General features: G+C 49.6%; 21 protein-coding genes. 11 read left to right on the top strand and 10 right to left on the bottom strand.

Annotated elements, in window-relative coordinates; all coding sequences use genetic code 11:
• The first annotated feature begins 10 nt into the window (after positions 1-10).
• Entirely contained in the window at positions 11-247 is a 237-nt protein-coding gene (locus SIC18_RS08435; protein WP_413429315.1) for a hypothetical protein, read from the top strand.
• A gap of 7 nt (positions 248-254) precedes the next feature.
• On the opposite strand, the gene SIC18_RS08430 is transcribed toward SIC18_RS08435, so the two are convergent.
• A complete protein-coding gene (locus SIC18_RS08430; protein ID WP_084763986.1) occupies positions 255-659 on the bottom strand; it encodes a hypothetical protein in 405 nt (134 codons plus the stop codon).
• A 164-nt stretch (positions 660-823) separates the two neighbouring features.
• Here SIC18_RS08430 and SIC18_RS08425 point away from each other — a divergent pair, with 164 nt between their 5' ends.
• From SIC18_RS08425 to SIC18_RS08410, 4 genes are all read left to right on the top strand, one after another.
• Positions 824-1,060, top strand: coding sequence for a hypothetical protein (locus SIC18_RS08425; RefSeq protein ID WP_250395827.1), 237 nt, complete (start codon positions 824-826; stop codon positions 1,058-1,060).
• Positions 1,061-1,343: 283 nt separating this feature from the next.
• A complete protein-coding gene (locus SIC18_RS08420; RefSeq protein ID WP_413429312.1) occupies positions 1,344-2,360 on the top strand; it encodes an SDR family NAD(P)-dependent oxidoreductase in 1,017 nt (338 codons plus the stop codon).
• 413 nt (positions 2,361-2,773) lie between these two features.
• Positions 2,774-3,355, top strand: a complete 582-nt coding sequence (locus SIC18_RS08415) for a glutathione S-transferase family protein (protein WP_413429310.1) — start codon at positions 2,774-2,776, stop codon at positions 3,353-3,355.
• 127 nt (positions 3,356-3,482) lie between these two features.
• Positions 3,483-4,109 (top strand): DUF3598 family protein, encoded by a 627-nt coding sequence (locus SIC18_RS08410; protein ID WP_413429309.1) that lies wholly within the window; start codon positions 3,483-3,485, stop codon positions 4,107-4,109.
• A gap of 15 nt (positions 4,110-4,124) precedes the next feature.
• Here SIC18_RS08410 and SIC18_RS08405 read toward each other — a convergent pair whose 3' ends face one another.
• The 6 genes from SIC18_RS08405 to SIC18_RS08380 all read right to left on the bottom strand — a co-directional run bounded on the left by SIC18_RS08405 (position 4,125) and on the right by SIC18_RS08380 (position 7,288).
• Positions 4,125-4,589: a nucleoside 2-deoxyribosyltransferase gene (locus SIC18_RS08405; protein ID WP_413429308.1), complete on the bottom strand. Its 465-nt coding sequence runs from the start codon at positions 4,587-4,589 to the stop codon at positions 4,125-4,127.
• A gap of 9 nt (positions 4,590-4,598) precedes the next feature.
• On the bottom strand, positions 4,599-4,994 hold the full coding sequence (locus tag SIC18_RS08400; RefSeq protein WP_048348098.1) for a phosphoribosyltransferase: 396 nt from the start codon (positions 4,992-4,994) through the stop codon (positions 4,599-4,601).
• 609 nt (positions 4,995-5,603) lie between these two features.
• Positions 5,604-5,780 carry a hypothetical protein gene (locus tag SIC18_RS08395; protein WP_413429307.1) on the bottom strand — a complete coding sequence of 59 codons (177 nt, stop codon included), beginning with the start codon at positions 5,778-5,780 and terminating at the stop codon, positions 5,604-5,606.
• 135 nt (positions 5,781-5,915) lie between these two features.
• The gene (locus SIC18_RS08390; RefSeq protein ID WP_250395650.1) at positions 5,916-6,122 is read right to left on the bottom strand and encodes a hypothetical protein; all 207 of its coding nucleotides are present in this window, start codon (positions 6,120-6,122) and stop codon (positions 5,916-5,918) included.
• Positions 6,123-6,221: 99 nt separating this feature from the next.
• Positions 6,222-6,542 carry an MgPME-cyclase complex family protein gene (locus tag SIC18_RS08385; RefSeq protein WP_048346318.1) on the bottom strand — a complete coding sequence of 107 codons (321 nt, stop codon included), beginning with the start codon at positions 6,540-6,542 and terminating at the stop codon, positions 6,222-6,224.
• Positions 6,539-7,288 (bottom strand): pyridoxine 5'-phosphate synthase, encoded by a 750-nt coding sequence (locus tag SIC18_RS08380; protein ID WP_048346317.1) that lies wholly within the window; start codon positions 7,286-7,288, stop codon positions 6,539-6,541. The genes SIC18_RS08385 and SIC18_RS08380 overlap by 4 nt, the downstream gene beginning before the upstream one ends.
• A 178-nt stretch (positions 7,289-7,466) precedes the next feature.
• Between SIC18_RS08380 and SIC18_RS08375 the strand changes: the two genes are divergently transcribed.
• From SIC18_RS08375 to grxD, 4 genes are all read left to right on the top strand, one after another.
• On the top strand, positions 7,467-8,120 hold the full coding sequence (locus SIC18_RS08375) for a lysophospholipid acyltransferase family protein (protein WP_245407289.1): 654 nt from the start codon (positions 7,467-7,469) through the stop codon (positions 8,118-8,120).
• Positions 8,121-8,146: 26 nt separating this feature from the next.
• A complete protein-coding gene (locus tag SIC18_RS08370) occupies positions 8,147-8,686 on the top strand; it encodes a hypothetical protein (RefSeq protein WP_413429304.1) in 540 nt (179 codons plus the stop codon).
• 68 nt (positions 8,687-8,754) lie between these two features.
• Positions 8,755-8,988, top strand: coding sequence for a BolA family protein (locus SIC18_RS08365; protein WP_413429303.1), 234 nt, complete (start codon positions 8,755-8,757; stop codon positions 8,986-8,988).
• A gap of 45 nt (positions 8,989-9,033) precedes the next feature.
• Positions 9,034-9,357, top strand: a complete 324-nt coding sequence (gene grxD, locus SIC18_RS08360) for a Grx4 family monothiol glutaredoxin (protein ID WP_048346315.1) — start codon at positions 9,034-9,036, stop codon at positions 9,355-9,357.
• A gap of 36 nt (positions 9,358-9,393) precedes the next feature.
• Here the strand turns inward: grxD and SIC18_RS08355 are convergent, their stop codons facing one another.
• Positions 9,394-9,666, bottom strand: a complete 273-nt coding sequence (locus SIC18_RS08355; RefSeq protein WP_071840731.1) for a DUF6761 family protein — start codon at positions 9,664-9,666, stop codon at positions 9,394-9,396.
• Between the two features lie 118 nt (positions 9,667-9,784).
• On the opposite strand from SIC18_RS08355, the gene SIC18_RS08350 reads away from it, so the two are divergent.
• Positions 9,785-10,507 (top strand): response regulator transcription factor, encoded by a 723-nt coding sequence (locus tag SIC18_RS08350; protein WP_413430529.1) that lies wholly within the window; start codon positions 9,785-9,787, stop codon positions 10,505-10,507.
• A gap of 617 nt (positions 10,508-11,124) precedes the next feature.
• Here SIC18_RS08350 and SIC18_RS08345 read toward each other — a convergent pair.
• Positions 11,125-11,670 (bottom strand): hypothetical protein, encoded by a 546-nt coding sequence (locus SIC18_RS08345; protein WP_413429302.1) that lies wholly within the window; start codon positions 11,668-11,670, stop codon positions 11,125-11,127.
• A gap of 681 nt (positions 11,671-12,351) precedes the next feature.
• Between SIC18_RS08345 and SIC18_RS08340 the strand changes: the two genes are divergently transcribed.
• Complete coding sequence (locus tag SIC18_RS08340) at positions 12,352-12,558, top strand: hypothetical protein (RefSeq protein WP_157028561.1); 207 nt, start codon at positions 12,352-12,354, stop codon at positions 12,556-12,558.
• Between the two features lie 997 nt (positions 12,559-13,555).
• Here SIC18_RS08340 and crtH read toward each other — a convergent pair.
• Positions 13,556-15,091, bottom strand: coding sequence for a carotenoid isomerase (crtH, locus tag SIC18_RS08335; protein ID WP_413429300.1), 1,536 nt, complete (start codon positions 15,089-15,091; stop codon positions 13,556-13,558).
• Between the last annotated feature and the right edge of the window lie 12 nt (positions 15,092-15,103).

Below are 15,103 nucleotides of genomic sequence, written 5' to 3'. Positions count from 1 at the left end.
TTCAATCGCTGTGTCTAGCTCCTGGCGAGTGTTGATGCGCTTTGTAGCGAGTGGGCTGTTCCTGCTGGCACACGGATTACTCGTGCTCGAGTACGTGGCGCTTGGCACAGCCCTACACGGTGTTGCTGAAATCTTCCTTGCACCTTGGGCGATCCGTCATCGCGCCTGGGACTTAATCGTGATCGGAGTGGTCTTCTGCGTTTTCGATCTATGGGGAACACTGAGGCTTACAAACACCATTGGCTGAGCAGTCGCTAATCGATCCACCAACGCTGAACCAATTCAGACACATCAGACGAGGGGGAAGGAACTGTGACCACCGAAAGCCGCTGTCGATCACGGGCATAGTCGTAGCGACAAAAGCCAACACCAGTGCCAGAACAAGAGGAGAGAGCAGGAAGTGCTGATCCCGATGGATCTTGCGCAAGGGCCTGAATGGATGGATCAGGTTGTGGCAACCAGCCTGATGCCAATAACGATGCATCTGCCGCGCGAATCGACTGACCCACTTGCAATTGCACTGTCGAAGAAGAAATGGAGTCGGCGAAGCCAGCGCCAACACTCAGGAATGGCAAGACGCAGAGAGCCAAGCGCAGTCCTTTCATCGCTTCCAAGCCATGACTGACTTCGGCATAGCAAGACCGCAAGCCGAACGTCATCAAGAACACGAAACGCTGCGAACCATGAGTGTCCGCAGCTGCCCACGGAACTCAAGCCGTTTAAGGCTGCAACCAGGTCCATCACAGATCCATTCTCGACCAGCAACAACCAGCCCCAACGGCAAAAATCGTCGCTAACAAGGAGTGACACACCCAGAAAGCCAATGTCCGCTCAGGCCGTCATCGACCTTGCCAACGCAATCAAAGCGGATCCAACGTTGAAAGCGCTCTGCGCATCAAGCCAATGCGCTGATGTTGATGATCAATGCAATGTTGCCAAAGAGAAAGGATTTGATATTCATCCCCATGACTTTGATCAATTCAATAATGGCGACCTCATAGAAACAGACCGTGAAGACACATTTCTAAAGCCATCGTGGTGGGACCGGATTTCACAGTAATAAAATCACCAAAAAGACAGCATCAAAGAGCTTGGTCTCAGGGTCAATCGAAACTCAAAAACCAAGCCTTTTAATCAAGAGCCAAAGAGTGATCTCAATAAGCTCTTAATCAGGCATCAAGATCGTTCATTAAGACAACGAACCAACAAACGATAAAACATGAATCACAGTCAACAGTAAGGTCATCATTCAGAAGCATAATCTGAGCATATAAACATAATACGAATGCCATCGAAAAGAAATACGGCTACTCTCATGTGAAACTAAACCGACACACCCCTAAATGCAGTCCGAGACACCACAACGAATCCTGATCACAGGAGGAAGTTCTGGAATCGGACTCGAAGCAAGCAAACGGTTAATTCAAAAAGGGCATCAGCTCACACTTCTTTGCCGCACAGAAGAGCGTTGTCTGGAAACAATGAAAACCCTATCCGCCGAGAGAGCGGAGCGGGCTTTAGCAGAGGGACTAACCATCAACCTTCAAGATCTTCAAAGCGTTGAAACGGGTTGTGGCACACTCCTGCAAAAAAATGAACCAATCGATACCATCATTTTAAATGCAGGAATTCAAAATGTAGGGCTTAAAAAGCCACAATTCACAAAACAAGCGATAGAAGAGACATTCTGTGTGAATCACCTCGCACATCAACACATTGTCATGCGTTTGTTGCCATTACTACTCAAAAGTAAAAAGCCACGACTTGTGATCACAAGCTCAGAAGTCCACAACCCAATGAGCGGAGGAGGACGGGTTGGCAAACCAGCCACACTTGGAACACTCGATGGATTAAGACACCACAAGCATGTCGCAATGATCAATGGTCAAACCATTTTTGACGCTGATAAAGCCTACAAAGACAGCAAGCTCTGCAACATCCTGATGGCACGATACCTTGCCAGCAAACTCAAGCAAAAGGGTCAGGAAATACAGGTCATCACATGGAGCCCAGGACTGGTGATTCCCAAAGGAAGCGGAGGATTTTTCCGAACCAGTCGCCAACACAACCCCATTGGTCTAGCTCTCTTCTCTTTCGTTGCGAGAGATTTACTACGACTGACAGAAACAGTGGAAAAAGCAGGAGCCTTACTTGCGGACCTCACGGATGGGGGTAACGATGAACAGAACGGATTCCAATACATCAGCAATCAACTGATCAGCCCCGGACGCCATATTTTCAAAAAAACAGAAACAAGCCAGGAAGGGGAGAATGAAAAACTTGGCGAAGAGTTGTGGACACTGAGCAAAGACCTGATCGAGCATAAGTTGCTTGAATGCCACTCAATCGAATGCAACTAAGAGATACAGCATCACAGAATAGGATCTATAAAGACACGCTAAATGAGCAAAGCAGTCTTCAAAAAAAACGAAAGAATTTCGCTCATCCCAACAAGGGTGACAATCTCCTGGTTGATTAAGTCAATCTTGGTGTGCTCAACGTCAAATCAAAGATGGGGAGAGCTATGTGCTGAAATTACCAGCTGGGAGTTTAGGGGTAGTACTTGGAGGAACAAAAAAACAGATGCCAATACAACGCATTCAAAACACTCATGAAATCCATGGATATCCAAGAAGACTTCAATCACACGGTGATCCACCCACACAACAAAGGGAATTAGAGAATGGAAACAAGTCTCTATCAAACGCTTGAAACCAGCGAATGAAACCAATCATCTACTAGCATTATCTGATCAACGAAGATCTAATCAGCAGTGGCAATCACCCTTTACGGCGGTCCCCAAACACGAGCCTCTATGCCCCGCTGGTACATGGAAGAGAAGGGAATTCCCTACGATCTTGTAGAACTATCACTGGCTGAGGGGCAAAATCTTAAGGAGGATTTCCTGGCGATCAATCCTTTCGGAAAACTTCCTGCCATGAAAGATGATTCTGTCCTTGATTCCAATGGTCATCCACTCGTTTTATTTGAATCCGGAGCCATCCTTTTGCATTTAGCAGAGCATCATGGAGATGAGATCAAGCAACCTGGCGATCGATCATTAATCAGCCAGTGGACACATTTCGCTAATTCAACATTGGCCTTTGCAATTTTTGTTCCTGATCAAAAGCAAAAAACCTTACCGAGACTTCTAAGTGAACTTGATTCAAAGATCACAAAAGGATATTTCATCAACAACAAGTGGGGTGCAGCTGATTGCGCCATTACATCTTACTTAGCTTATATCAAATTATTCTTTCCCAATGAGGACCTTAGTGCATACCCAGCAGTCAACACTTTAATCCAAGCCACTCGCGAACGACCTGCCTATCAAAAAGTGATGGGACTCACCTAAAGCTGTATAAGCATAGGACCAAAAGAAACAGAACAAATGTTAATCAATGGGGACATTGAACAAATCAGACTTTCAGTTTTTTTTAATAATGAATAGACTTAAGAATTAACATCTGTCCCACCCACTGATGAATGATCTTCGAAGTACATTGCTCATGTATAACAGCGGAGTTTGGCAAGGATACTTTGTCAGGCTGAATCACACTGGAAAAGAACAGGAACGCTTTTTCACTTCCCTTGACGTGAGGGAGACTGATGGCGTCATTCAAACCTGTTTGACCTACAAAGGCAATGGACGTCAACAGTCGATGAACTTCGCATCGTTACCTCCATCGATGCAGGTCACACAGACAGGGCATTGGTCAACAGGTCCAAGTTTCATCACACCATGGAACTGGGTTGCAGAACTCTGCGTCGTCAATCAACAACAACGGCGGCGGATGATCGTTCGGCACGATGTGAGTGGACTGGATCGCGTCATTTATGTTGTAGAAACAAAACAAGGTGCAGTTCAGCAAAACACACCACAACCACTGCAATGCCAATCAAAATCCTTTGGATCGCTATTGATTTGGAGCCCAGAACCAGGCGTTGAATTATTTCTTGATCCCAGAAATCGACAGCAAGGAGACATTACAGGCTGTGGGATTCGTTGGTGCGATCACAACGGAATCACCCATCAGATTTTGCGTCAGTACAACACAGCAGGTGCCCTTTGTCCTTTGTCAGATCGTTGGATTAAGTCACCCAATTGAACCCCAAAGCAATGATCAGGATTGAGCCCATTGCCCTAAGGGCCTTTCCCGGTTTTGAATCGCATCCACTGAGTCGTACACCATCTCTTGCCAATTCGATGCAGGCAAACCGGCGAACAACATCAAATTCAGAGGGTACTGATCAGAATCAGTGCAACGGCGGAAGTCATCACGGAACAAGAAAACAGGCTTGTTCAGAGCATAGGCAGCTCCAACCTCCACCATCACTCCCTCATCTGGCGGGGTTCCATTGACGATGGCAAACACGCCATCAGCGGCTCGTACATCCTGCATGCATTGCTGGGCCACGCGATAGGCCCATCCAGGCTTGGTGGTATCAACATTTCCATTCCGCTCAAATGGCTCCCAGACCGTAAGGCCAAGCTGGGACAAAGCAGTAACAAACTCAGGAATTAAAAGACGTTTGCACTGAGCAGAGAACCCATAAGGAGAAGCCAAATAAATCGTTTTCGATGTCATGAAGAAGTCTCAGTGAGCGATGGATCGAGAGGCCCGATAGCGACCTTCATCCTCTGCCGCAAGGTCCAAATTTTCCCAAGGAAAGACCAACCATTGATCGGGTGAAATGGTTGTTGCAGTATTCCACCATTCCGGAGAGCACTTGCTCATCCAAACCACAAAAGTGGCATCAACCTGTTGACGGATCGCCCTCAAGGTCTGGCCAGTTTCATACACATCGTCCACGACAAGACAACCATCCTTTGGTTCTGTGAGCCAAGGAAGAGAGAGTGTGTGACTCAATGCCACTGCTAAACAAACACCACCGCGCGGAACTCCATAAACACCTATGAATGAGTGAGAGGCATAGCGAGCAGTGATTTCCTCAACTGCCCAATCAAATTGGCTCCAAGTGAGTTGCTGCATGAAACCGTAGATCGTTTGCTGATCGTAGTCACTCAAAGGTCGTCACTCAAGTGGAGAGGGTGTCACCGAGACATTTCCGATGTCAATCAATGGCCTAGTCAAAGCAACTTGCTTTTGGCAAGCACTGATGAGCAAGAATAAGGCAACAACAAAATGAAAAACATTGAATTCAACTGTAGCGAAGGGCTCAGAAAGAAAGTCCCTACTCCTCCATCACTGCAAGGCAATGCAAAACATTTGGGGCCGAAAGTTGAGATACAAAACACGTGAATGAGTGTTTCGTTTGCAAATAATTGGGTTCTTTCCTAAAAGGCTTTGCCATCTTTTTCACAAGTTCTTGACGCTCTTCCTTCATCGTAAGCTTAGGCAAAACAGGCATGATTTGATTGCTTGGAGGCCAATTTTGAAAGAAGCCCGAGCCAACGTGTTACGAGAAAGGCAGTGAATTACGACTAATCCTTTCTGTGATGGATGCCATGAAACAGAATCGAACTAGTAACTCGTTGAGGCACAGCTCATGCAAACAAGCGTTGGATGAGAAGAGAATTGCAAGACAACGCTGTCACCAGATCTCACAGTTATTCTGATCAACCTAATCACAATTGAATGTCAGCAGTCATATTCCACTTCTGAACGCTGTTGGCGCCTAATCACATCATCATCCCTCATCTGCGATTCGTCATACTCAAGGGCATGAATTGGGCATGCAGAGGCTTTAAAGGGCTTGTGCTCTCCCTCACGAATCACGGTGCCAATGGGCTGTGCTGAGGTGATACTGATCTGCATCAGTGGAGGTTGCTACCAAGTTATTACTAACAACTTTCAAGCAGGGCGCCAGCATCTGTGCTGCCTTCCTGATCAAAGACGCTGATCGAGCATGGATCAACCATTAGCGGTGATTTGACGAGTCACATTCTTTGATTACCCATAACGCTTCATAAAGTTGTCAAGCGTGTAGAACTCATTGTCTGTAGAGGTTTCTTTGATCAACTCATCAAGAGTCTTGGCTTCCATTGCTGATTGATACTCTTCAAACGAGAGATCAATCCCAGGATCATAAGTATCTTTGAACAACTGATTGTATTCATTGCATAGCGCTTTGATAATTTGTCTTCGACTAAACTCCATCAGATCGTCCTTAGGTCTTCTTTATTATTATGCACTAAGAAAAACACAGCTCCATGAACCTAGATCTCACTCTTTAATTTGGGTCTCAATCCTTTAGCGTCAGCTCTCTTCTGCAAGAGGGTCTGGAATAGAGTCGGTCGGAGCATCGAATTGTCCCTCGAGTACATATTCCAGACGCAACTTCATGAATGTGATGAAGGTGGAATCTGTGGAGACCACTGCTGCTGAAGGTTGTGGCAGCTTCGCTTTGATCTCAGACAATTCAGGCGCATTCAAGAAACTTGGATTGTGAACAAGCCAAAAATCAATTTCCTTGCCTTGTTCGCCGTAATGCCTGCGTCTTTCCTTAAGCACTTCATCGAGAGGTTCTTCTTCCGTTAAGAAGCGAGCACTCGCTGCAACAAAATGATGGATGGTCATGAGCTAGTGCTTCCGAACAAGGGGTCACGTCGTGGATTCTGAACCAGACACTTCATTTCTCTTACGGCTTCTTGTAAGCCCACAGAAAGAGCCCGGGCCACAATGGTATGACCGATGTTGAGCTCCTCCATTCCTGCGATTGCAGCAATGGGCTCCACGTTTTGATAGGTCAATCCATGGCCTGCATTCACCCGCAACCCCATCGACCGAGCCTGTTCCGTCGCCTCGACAAGACGCGCCAAGGTCATGGGTTGTTCCCTCCAGCTGGCCTGCGCATAGCGTCCGGTATGAAGTTCAACCCAACGGGCGCCACTTTGCTGACAAGCCTCCAGCTGGTTGCGATCTGGATCCACGAACAAACTGACGGGAATGTCGTTGCTCTGGAGCGTATCAATCAGAGAAGACAAGCTTTTGCACTGACTGCGGACGTCTAATCCTCCCTCTGTTGTGACTTCTTCTCGCCGTTCAGGAACCAATGTGACCATGTCTGGTTGTTCTCGCAGCGCAATCTCCACCATCTCTGTGGTGGCAGCCATTTCCAAGTTCAAACGGGTCCGAACGGTTTGACGTAAGAGGGTTAGGTCGCGATCTTGAATGTGACGGCGATCTTCCCTGAGGTGAATCGTGATCCCGTCAGCACCACCCAACTCAGCCATCAAGGCCATCGGCACGGGATCAGGTTCGACTGTTCGCCTGGCTTGCCGAACATTGGCAATGTGATCAATGTTGACCCCGAGACTGGCCACAACCCTCGTCCAAAGATTCAACTTTATGCGCGGGTGGTCTCCGAACGAGACGCCGCTCTAACTGCCCAAGCATGCGCGATAGGGAGACATGAGCCGCCTACATTTCAACCCTGTAGGACAGCGGTATTAAGCCGTGGGCAGTGTTCTGAAAACGAGAGGAGAAGTGTTGGGTTCAGCGATGAATCCCTTCTGGTCATCGCTTGCGATGTTGTTCACGCAAGACTTGGCTTTGCCTTGGTATTTCCGAGAGCGATATGTGCTCGGGGCCCATCATTTGCCTAAAGAGGGTCCTGTGCTTTTGGCCCCGACCCATCGAGCTCGCTGGGATGCCCTGATCTTGCCCATGGCAACGGGTCGACGGATCACAGGTCGTGATTGCCGCTTCATGGTGACGCGAAGTGAAATGAAAGGACTTCAGGGCTGGTTCCTCTATCGGCTCGGCTGCTTTCCCGTAGACCAGGGACGCCCCACACTGACGACGCTTCGCTTCGCAATCGATCTTCTGGCGGCTGGCGAGCAGGTGGTTGTATTTCCCGAGGGGCGAATCAACCGCACCGACGAACCAATTCGTTTGCGCCAAGGGCTCGTTCGTCTTGCCCAACTATCCAAAACGAATGGGGTTCCCGTCAGCGTTGTTCCCGTAGGGATCGCCTACAGCGAGGCCAGTCCGCCGGCCTCTAGTCGTGCCGCAATCTGCTTTGAAGCCCCTCTTTTAGCCGAAGGAACAGGTCGGGAAGCTGCAGCTCATATGAGTCAGCAATTAGCAGATCGGATGCATACGGCTGAACAAGCGGCCCGACAGGCAGTGGGCCGACCACTAAGAAGCCACTAAAGTCCGCCCACTGTCCTGCTCAGTTCATGCGTTCCCGTCTCACCATCACCGCCTTGGCCCTTTTGGCTGGTTTGGCTGCTGCTCCCGTGCAGGTGGTGGCTCAGTCTTCAGATGGAACCAACTCCTCTGTGAGCAAAGTTCTGGCTTCAAGCGGTGCTGGCTTCAATGTTGCTGCTGTCCGCACCCTTCTCAACCGGGGTGATGCATCAGTGGCATCAGGCAATCTTGATCAAGCCAAGACCGATTACGACAGCGCTCGGACTGCGGCCAAGCAGCTGTTGGCTTTTTATAGAGATCTCAGTGGTGCTTTCAGAGGCCTGGATGCACGGATTCCAAGGGAGATGGATGCCAAAGGACGCGAAGCTCTCACCCTTTTGGCGCAGGCCAATTTGCGTTTAGCCGCTTTGTTCAGACGCCAAAATCAACCAGAAGTTGCAGTGCCTGTTCTCGTTGAGGTCGTGCGTCTGATGACTCCAGCCAGCAGCGAGGGTCAGAAGGCCTATCAAAGCCTGGTTGAGCTGGGGTTTGTAGAGACTCCCTTTGCTGGGGCGAAATCAGCGAACTAAGACGCGAGCCACAGGAGTCATTCACGACGTTGATCTGCCAGCATCAGCTCAGTTCAATCCCGCGTTGCATGGTTCAGTCAGAGGCGGTGAGTTCGGCGATTCGCCGAGCTCTTCCAGATGCTCAAGTCTCAGTGGAAGACCTAACGGGAGGTGGAGATCATCTCCAAGTCACTGTGGTGTCAGCAAAATTCGAGGGTCTCACCCGAATCAAGCAGCATCAATTGGTCTATGGGGCTTTGCGTGAAGACCTTGCGAATGAGGCCATTCACGCCTTAGCTCTCATCACGTCCACTCCTAGCTAATTGTTCGCGCCTTCAGTCCTTACCCCTCATCGCCATCTTTGATCCATGGATTCCCAAACGAAAGAGCGCATTCAGGCGCTGATCCAGTCAAGTCCCATTTTTGTGTTTATGAAGGGCACGAAATTAATGCCACAGTGCGGCTTTTCAAACAATGTTGTCCAAATCCTCAATGCCCTGGGCATGAGTTTTGAGACCTTTGATGTTTTGTCTGACATGGAAATCCGTCAGGGCATCAAGGATTACTCAGAGTGGCCCACCATTCCTCAGGTGTATGTCAAAGGGGAATTCATGGGTGGATCCGACATCTTGATCGAGATGTACAACAGCGGGGAATTGAAGGAAAAATTAGAGATTGAGCTCGCCAGCTAACTCTGAGCAATTCGATCTGACCTAAAAATTGGCCCGTTACCAGTCGCGATGGGGATGGCTGTACAACGTACTGACATCCCCATCGGGCCCAATAAAGCTTGATGGATCCATAATCCAGCGCTCAACAAGCGACTCAAGTCGAGCCATGTCGCGCGTTTCCAGTGCACTACTGCGCCTTAGTGCGTGCAAATAACCATCCGCATACAGCCTGAGCTCAGACGGGCTGTGGTATCTGGTGGTTAGCTCCTGACAGGCATCGCACAGCGACTGGAAGTGTCGAATAGCTTCCGGATGCTGTAGGGATGTCATCTTTGGTGTGAGCTGCAGCCTCTGCTACCAGCATTCAGTGGAATGGTACTAGCGTAAGCGCGGTTTTCCCTGCTGTGTGACCTCCTCATCTCGGGACCTTCTGGACAACAGTCCTGACTTGGTCTCCACTTCACAATTTTTGCCGTCTGCAGGTCAACCTCGAGAACCGTTCCGGGTTCTGGTTGTTGAGCCCCATCCCACGCTGAGAACTGTTCTGGTTCAGCGTCTGCGTCAAGACGGGCACCTGACTGCAGCGGTTGCCTCCCCTGCAGAAGCTCAAGAGCTTTGTCAGGACCAATCTCCTGATCTGTTGGTTTGTGCTGAGCTCCTTGAGCAAAGTTCAGCTTTGCGCTTGGCACAGCAATTGCGCTCGCCAGTCATTGTCTTAACCGCACGCACAGGCGCTGAACCGGTCGTAGGACTACTCGACGATGGTGCTGACGACGTGCTCCGTAAGCCCTTTGGGCTCGAGGAGTTAGCTGCACGCTGCCGCACATTGCTGAAACGAGGCCACAGCGGTCTTCAGGAGCGCGTCAGTGTTGGCCCCCTAGAAGTTCACCTCCTACTTCGACAGGTCACCCTGCGAGAGAAGCCTGTTGAGCTCAGCCCACGGGAATTCGCCTTGCTCTGTGCTCTGTTGATGCCACCCGGAATGGTGCGAAGTCGACAGGAATTGCTGCGTATGGCATGGCCTCCCTTCAGTGGAGGACCACGATCCGTTGACACCCAGGTACTCACACTGAGGCGCAAACTGGAACAAGCAGGATTGGGAGATGGGGGCGGCATCACAACCGTTCGCCAACAGGGCTACCGATTCAGCCTTGAAAACATCAGGGACTAAGGGTGGGTCGTGTGATGGCTTGTGCAATAGCTCGATCGGTGCAATTGGTTAGGGAAATCACCCAATCAATTGCCCCATCGAGATGTATCGGTGACTTCTGACGAAACAGCATCCGCCGACGTTGTCCTCTCTCATGATCTTGGCTGAGCTGAGTTTTGGGTATGGGCCTCTGAGAAGCTCAGAAAGTGAGAACATGGCGTCACAGGCCGTGTGGCCGAGCCAACAGCCCAGAAGGCCCTTTGCGCTTTGCCACCCTGGACAGCTGCTTTTCAAGGCTCTCTGCCTAAAACAGAATGGGGCGAGAGAGCTGATTCGCTCTAAGCCAGCAGCGATAGTGGAATAACCAAAGCTATTGGTAGCAAAAGTTACTGCTAAGACGGTAACGATTCGGCTCACTAGAACTGGGCTCCCTTGTCAAAACCATGACTAGTTTTGTGATCGCGGGAAGCCTCGTTATCTTAAACGTGGCACTGATCTCCACAATCTGCTATCAGTGCCGCTAATCCAAGTCAAACAACAAGAAGTCATTTAGCTGCACAATAGAAGCCCAAAAAGAACTCTTTTTCATTCTTACTCTTTAATTCAAACAATGAATAAATCCCTCTAGAGCTACCAGATCATGAAGGAATAATGATCAAACCTTGATGAATAGCAATAGCTACGAATCCTTCACCAACAAGCATCAAACCAGCTAATGCAGCCAAAAGCTGATAAGTCCAAGGAGGTGTCAACCTACCAATTCCCGTCGTTCGCAATGAGCTCTGAGATTCAATCAGATCGAGAAAACGATCAAAGTGTTCTAAACGCTGGGGAAGCAGACGGTGACTCTGATCATGGGTTGTGATGTAAAACACCTTCCCGCCTTGACTCGTACCCACAGGAACGAGGGCTTTCATCTCGGCCCATTCCAGGCTCCATCCTCGACGCAGCAGCCAGCTGCTCCAAAGCGGGTGTCCAACAGTGATTCCAGTATCTGTGACGGTGACTTGTTCACTGAGCATCGCCAACACAACAAACAATCCCAATGGAACAGCAGCAAACAGCCACAACCTCAGAGATTCGGGTGCCAGGGCTGGCAATGGCAAAACCAAAGCCAAGTAGACGCTGATCAACGTCCCACGAATCAACGGGGAGAGCTGAAAACACTGGCGGCATTCGTTCATCGATCCTCCGCAGATCCCGGCAAGGGCTCGATCACGTCATTGGATCCGTAATACCCAACCAATACGCTTGCCTCACGACCTTTCCTGAATTCACCCAATCGCATGAACCGTTAAGAGAGCCTAGGTATACCAATGCATCTTAAAGGACACATTAAAGGAATTCATCTCCATCCAGGAATCGATGTGATTTAGCAGTTATACGCAAGAGCACGAAACCTGGGCTTCATAAGGGGGCAAGTAGATCAAAAAGCAGACGATCTAGCCTGATCAGTGCTCTGATAGGGGATAGAAAAGCGTAGCCAGTCTCCAAACACTGGAGGAATCGCTTCATGCTCATTTTCGCAGATGACTAATCCATCCCATTCCATAAAAGTGATCAAACAATTATCAGAGTTGGAGCACTAATCAGCTCTATGGGGGATCCTTGCCGCCAATCCAGAGCATCAAAAACATAGAGAGCAGATATCCGACCTCGAACAGCTCTTTTTGAGGGTGAGAACATCAACGCTAAATATTACCAAGCCATTAACTATTGACATCAACACTTCAACCCGAGCTAAGGGCGAGTGCTGCACAGTAGAGCCTTACCACTCTTAAAGCAGTGGAGAGACGTCCGTGGAAAATTGAGAAACAACTGAAGGAAGAATAATAACCACTGAAACCTTTACACCCGAGCCGCTAATGAGTTCTTCATTAGAAGCTCAGGAAATGCGCAGAAAGAAGACAGAGGATGTGGGCTCTTACTTTGGTGATCGTATTCAACGTGCAGAAGGCAAGACAGCTCTCCGGGAAGCCCCTAAACCGCCCACAAAACCACTTGGGCTTAAGCCTGCGCGTACGCAGATAAATGTTGCACAATTAGGAACCATCAATGAACAATTCAAGTAGATCTCCTTCGCCTAGTCGATTCCAGCGCATAACGTCGGGGGCTCAAAAAAAGAAGATCCTTGATGGCAAATACCTCTATTCACATTCAGTTTTCTCCACCTACCAGAACGATCTAGACACCCTTTGTAGGACTCCTAGCGAGAAGACAGCCCATGACAAACAACATCAAGAACAAGCCTCTGCAGAGGCTCTCAGGCGACTCAAGCAGAGGATTAGACAGACTAGCCAAGAGAGAAGAGATCGCCTATACCTCAAACAGAAATTACACCACAATGGTTACTACCTACGTCTTCTGAGGCTGAAGCAGAACAACCTGGAGAAACAATCCAAATGGGATAAATTTGTAACGAATGTGATTAAAGTTCGCATCAGACAATCCCACTCTTGGATAGATCGCAAGCACTCTAAGTGGATGGCCAATGTTATCTCCAACAGCAACCCCTTTGAACTTGCCAAGGATTGGCCCGAGGGTAGCCGCTGCGCGATAGATCCCCTTATGTCACCTTATTGGGTGATGCTTAAACCACCACTAACCACTGCAAATATGGAGGCAGAGGCAAGCCTGAGGAAGCACCTCAGGAACTATGAGAATGCTTTAGAGGCTGCTTATTACAACACCTTAGGTATCGCTAAACCTAAACCTTCAATGACTACTCACAACACTAGGGAAATCAGAACAACTTCAACCACAGACTCAGTCCACACGGCTTCCCCTCTCCTCTCGAGATCGTGAGCCAATTCAGCGGCACTGGGAGGGATGGACTCCATGATGGGCGTTACCAGAGTGGCCCAGCCTTAGGCAAAGACAACAATCCAAAGCGTGATCTACCTATGCCATGTGGTGTGGAGTATGGGATTTAATGGAGCCTCGAAAAAGTTGTCAATCACCGTCACAGCTAAATCATTGGCAATTTGAGGAGAATGGTTCCTTGCCCACACGAATCAATCACAGGAGTTAAAAAGAACCAACACAGCCTCGGATGCTGCTGCTAACCGTTCAATCTGGAAGAGACCAAGGGTTCAGGCCAAGGTCCGCCCCAATTCTGTGGCTGCAGGCGTAACCACTAAAGGCAACTGCATTGAGCCCCTGACCGGGGAAGCAGGAATCACCAACGCAGTACAGGTTTTTCAAACCGGTGCGGTTAAACGGCATCGGCAACAACCCAGGAAGTTGATTCGCCGGAATCGGCCCATAGCTACCACCCATACGGCCAAGGAAGCGCCGATGCGTGCGGGGTGTCCCGACTTCCTTGAACTCAATGGAACTCTTTAATCCAGGAAGGAGTGCCTCTAACCGATCAATTAAGCGATCGGCATCCTTCTGTTTCTTCTCGGCATAAGCCGAGGGGGAGAGGCCTTTCCAGTAGCGCATATCACTCTGCGTAAAGGTGTGCAGGATGTGACGTCCAGTTGGAGCCAGAGAAGGATCGAGCAGAGATGGCATCGATACGAACACCACCCCTTGCTCTGCTTCCATCTCGGCCCAGTCCTCAAGCAACAAGTGATGACAATGAAAACCCTCAGGAACCACAGATGCATCAACGCCGAGGTGGAGGGACAGGAATGATGATGCGGGCTGGTAACGCTTGCGCCATGTCGTTTCAGAGGCTGGCGTGTGATCAGGGCCAACCAGAGTTGACTGTGGTGACTCTTTCCCGGCGAAGGTATCCCAGCGGGTGGCGTTACTCACAATCCGCTTAGCTCTTAGCTCCTCGCCATCGGCAAGCCGAACGCCAACAGCCTGACCTTGTTCAATCAAAACGTTGGTTACGCGATGCTTGTAGCGAATTTCGCCACCATTGGCTTCCAGACCAGCCACGAGTTTTTCGGCGATCACACCTACGCCACCTTTCGGATAGTTGATGCCACCGGCATGCCGATCGGAAAACACCATGCCTGCATTGATCATGGGTGTCCGATCTGCTGGCATCACAGACCAGCAAAAGCATTCCATGTCGATCAGACGTAAAAGATCCTCATCCTTGATGTGCTTTTTGGCCACATCTCCAACATTGAAAGGCAGCCACCGAGCCAGACCAAGGCAAGCAAGTGGCGCCTTAAAAAATACTTTTGCGAGATAAGCCGGATCCTCCAAAGAAAGCAAAGGCATCGCATCTAAACAACGAAACACCTGCCAACAGGTCTCATAAAAAGCGCTAATGCCCTTGGCTTCATGGGGAAAGCGGGCACTCATTCGCGTGATGAAGTCGTCGTAGTTCCTGTCCACAGCCATCGTGAGGCCGTCTGGAAGGTGATATTCAAGCTGCACAGCATCAGGAACCGTCGCGCAGTGTTGGCCCACGTCGGCCAGGGCTCTAGTGAGCAGGTTGGTGTGCCCCTTCTCTCCAAAGCCAAAAATCATCGAAGCACCAACATCGAAGGTGTATCCCTCTCTGCGAAAGCTGCCTCCAGAACCACCAGGAATCAGATAGCGCTCGAGAACCAGGGTCTTCGCTCCCTTCGCGGCCAGTTGTGATGCTGTGACCAGGCCACCGATCCCAGATCCGATGACAATTACATCCCAGTCAGGCATCGGAGCGACGAT

It is taken from the genome of Synechococcus sp. Cu2B8-bc1011 (assembly GCF_047302735.1).
In the GTDB taxonomy this organism is placed as follows: domain Bacteria; phylum Cyanobacteriota; class Cyanobacteriia; order PCC-6307; family Cyanobiaceae; genus Synechococcus_C.
Note: the sequence above shows the minus strand (reverse complement) of the source record. Positions and strands in the feature narration are given on the sequence as shown.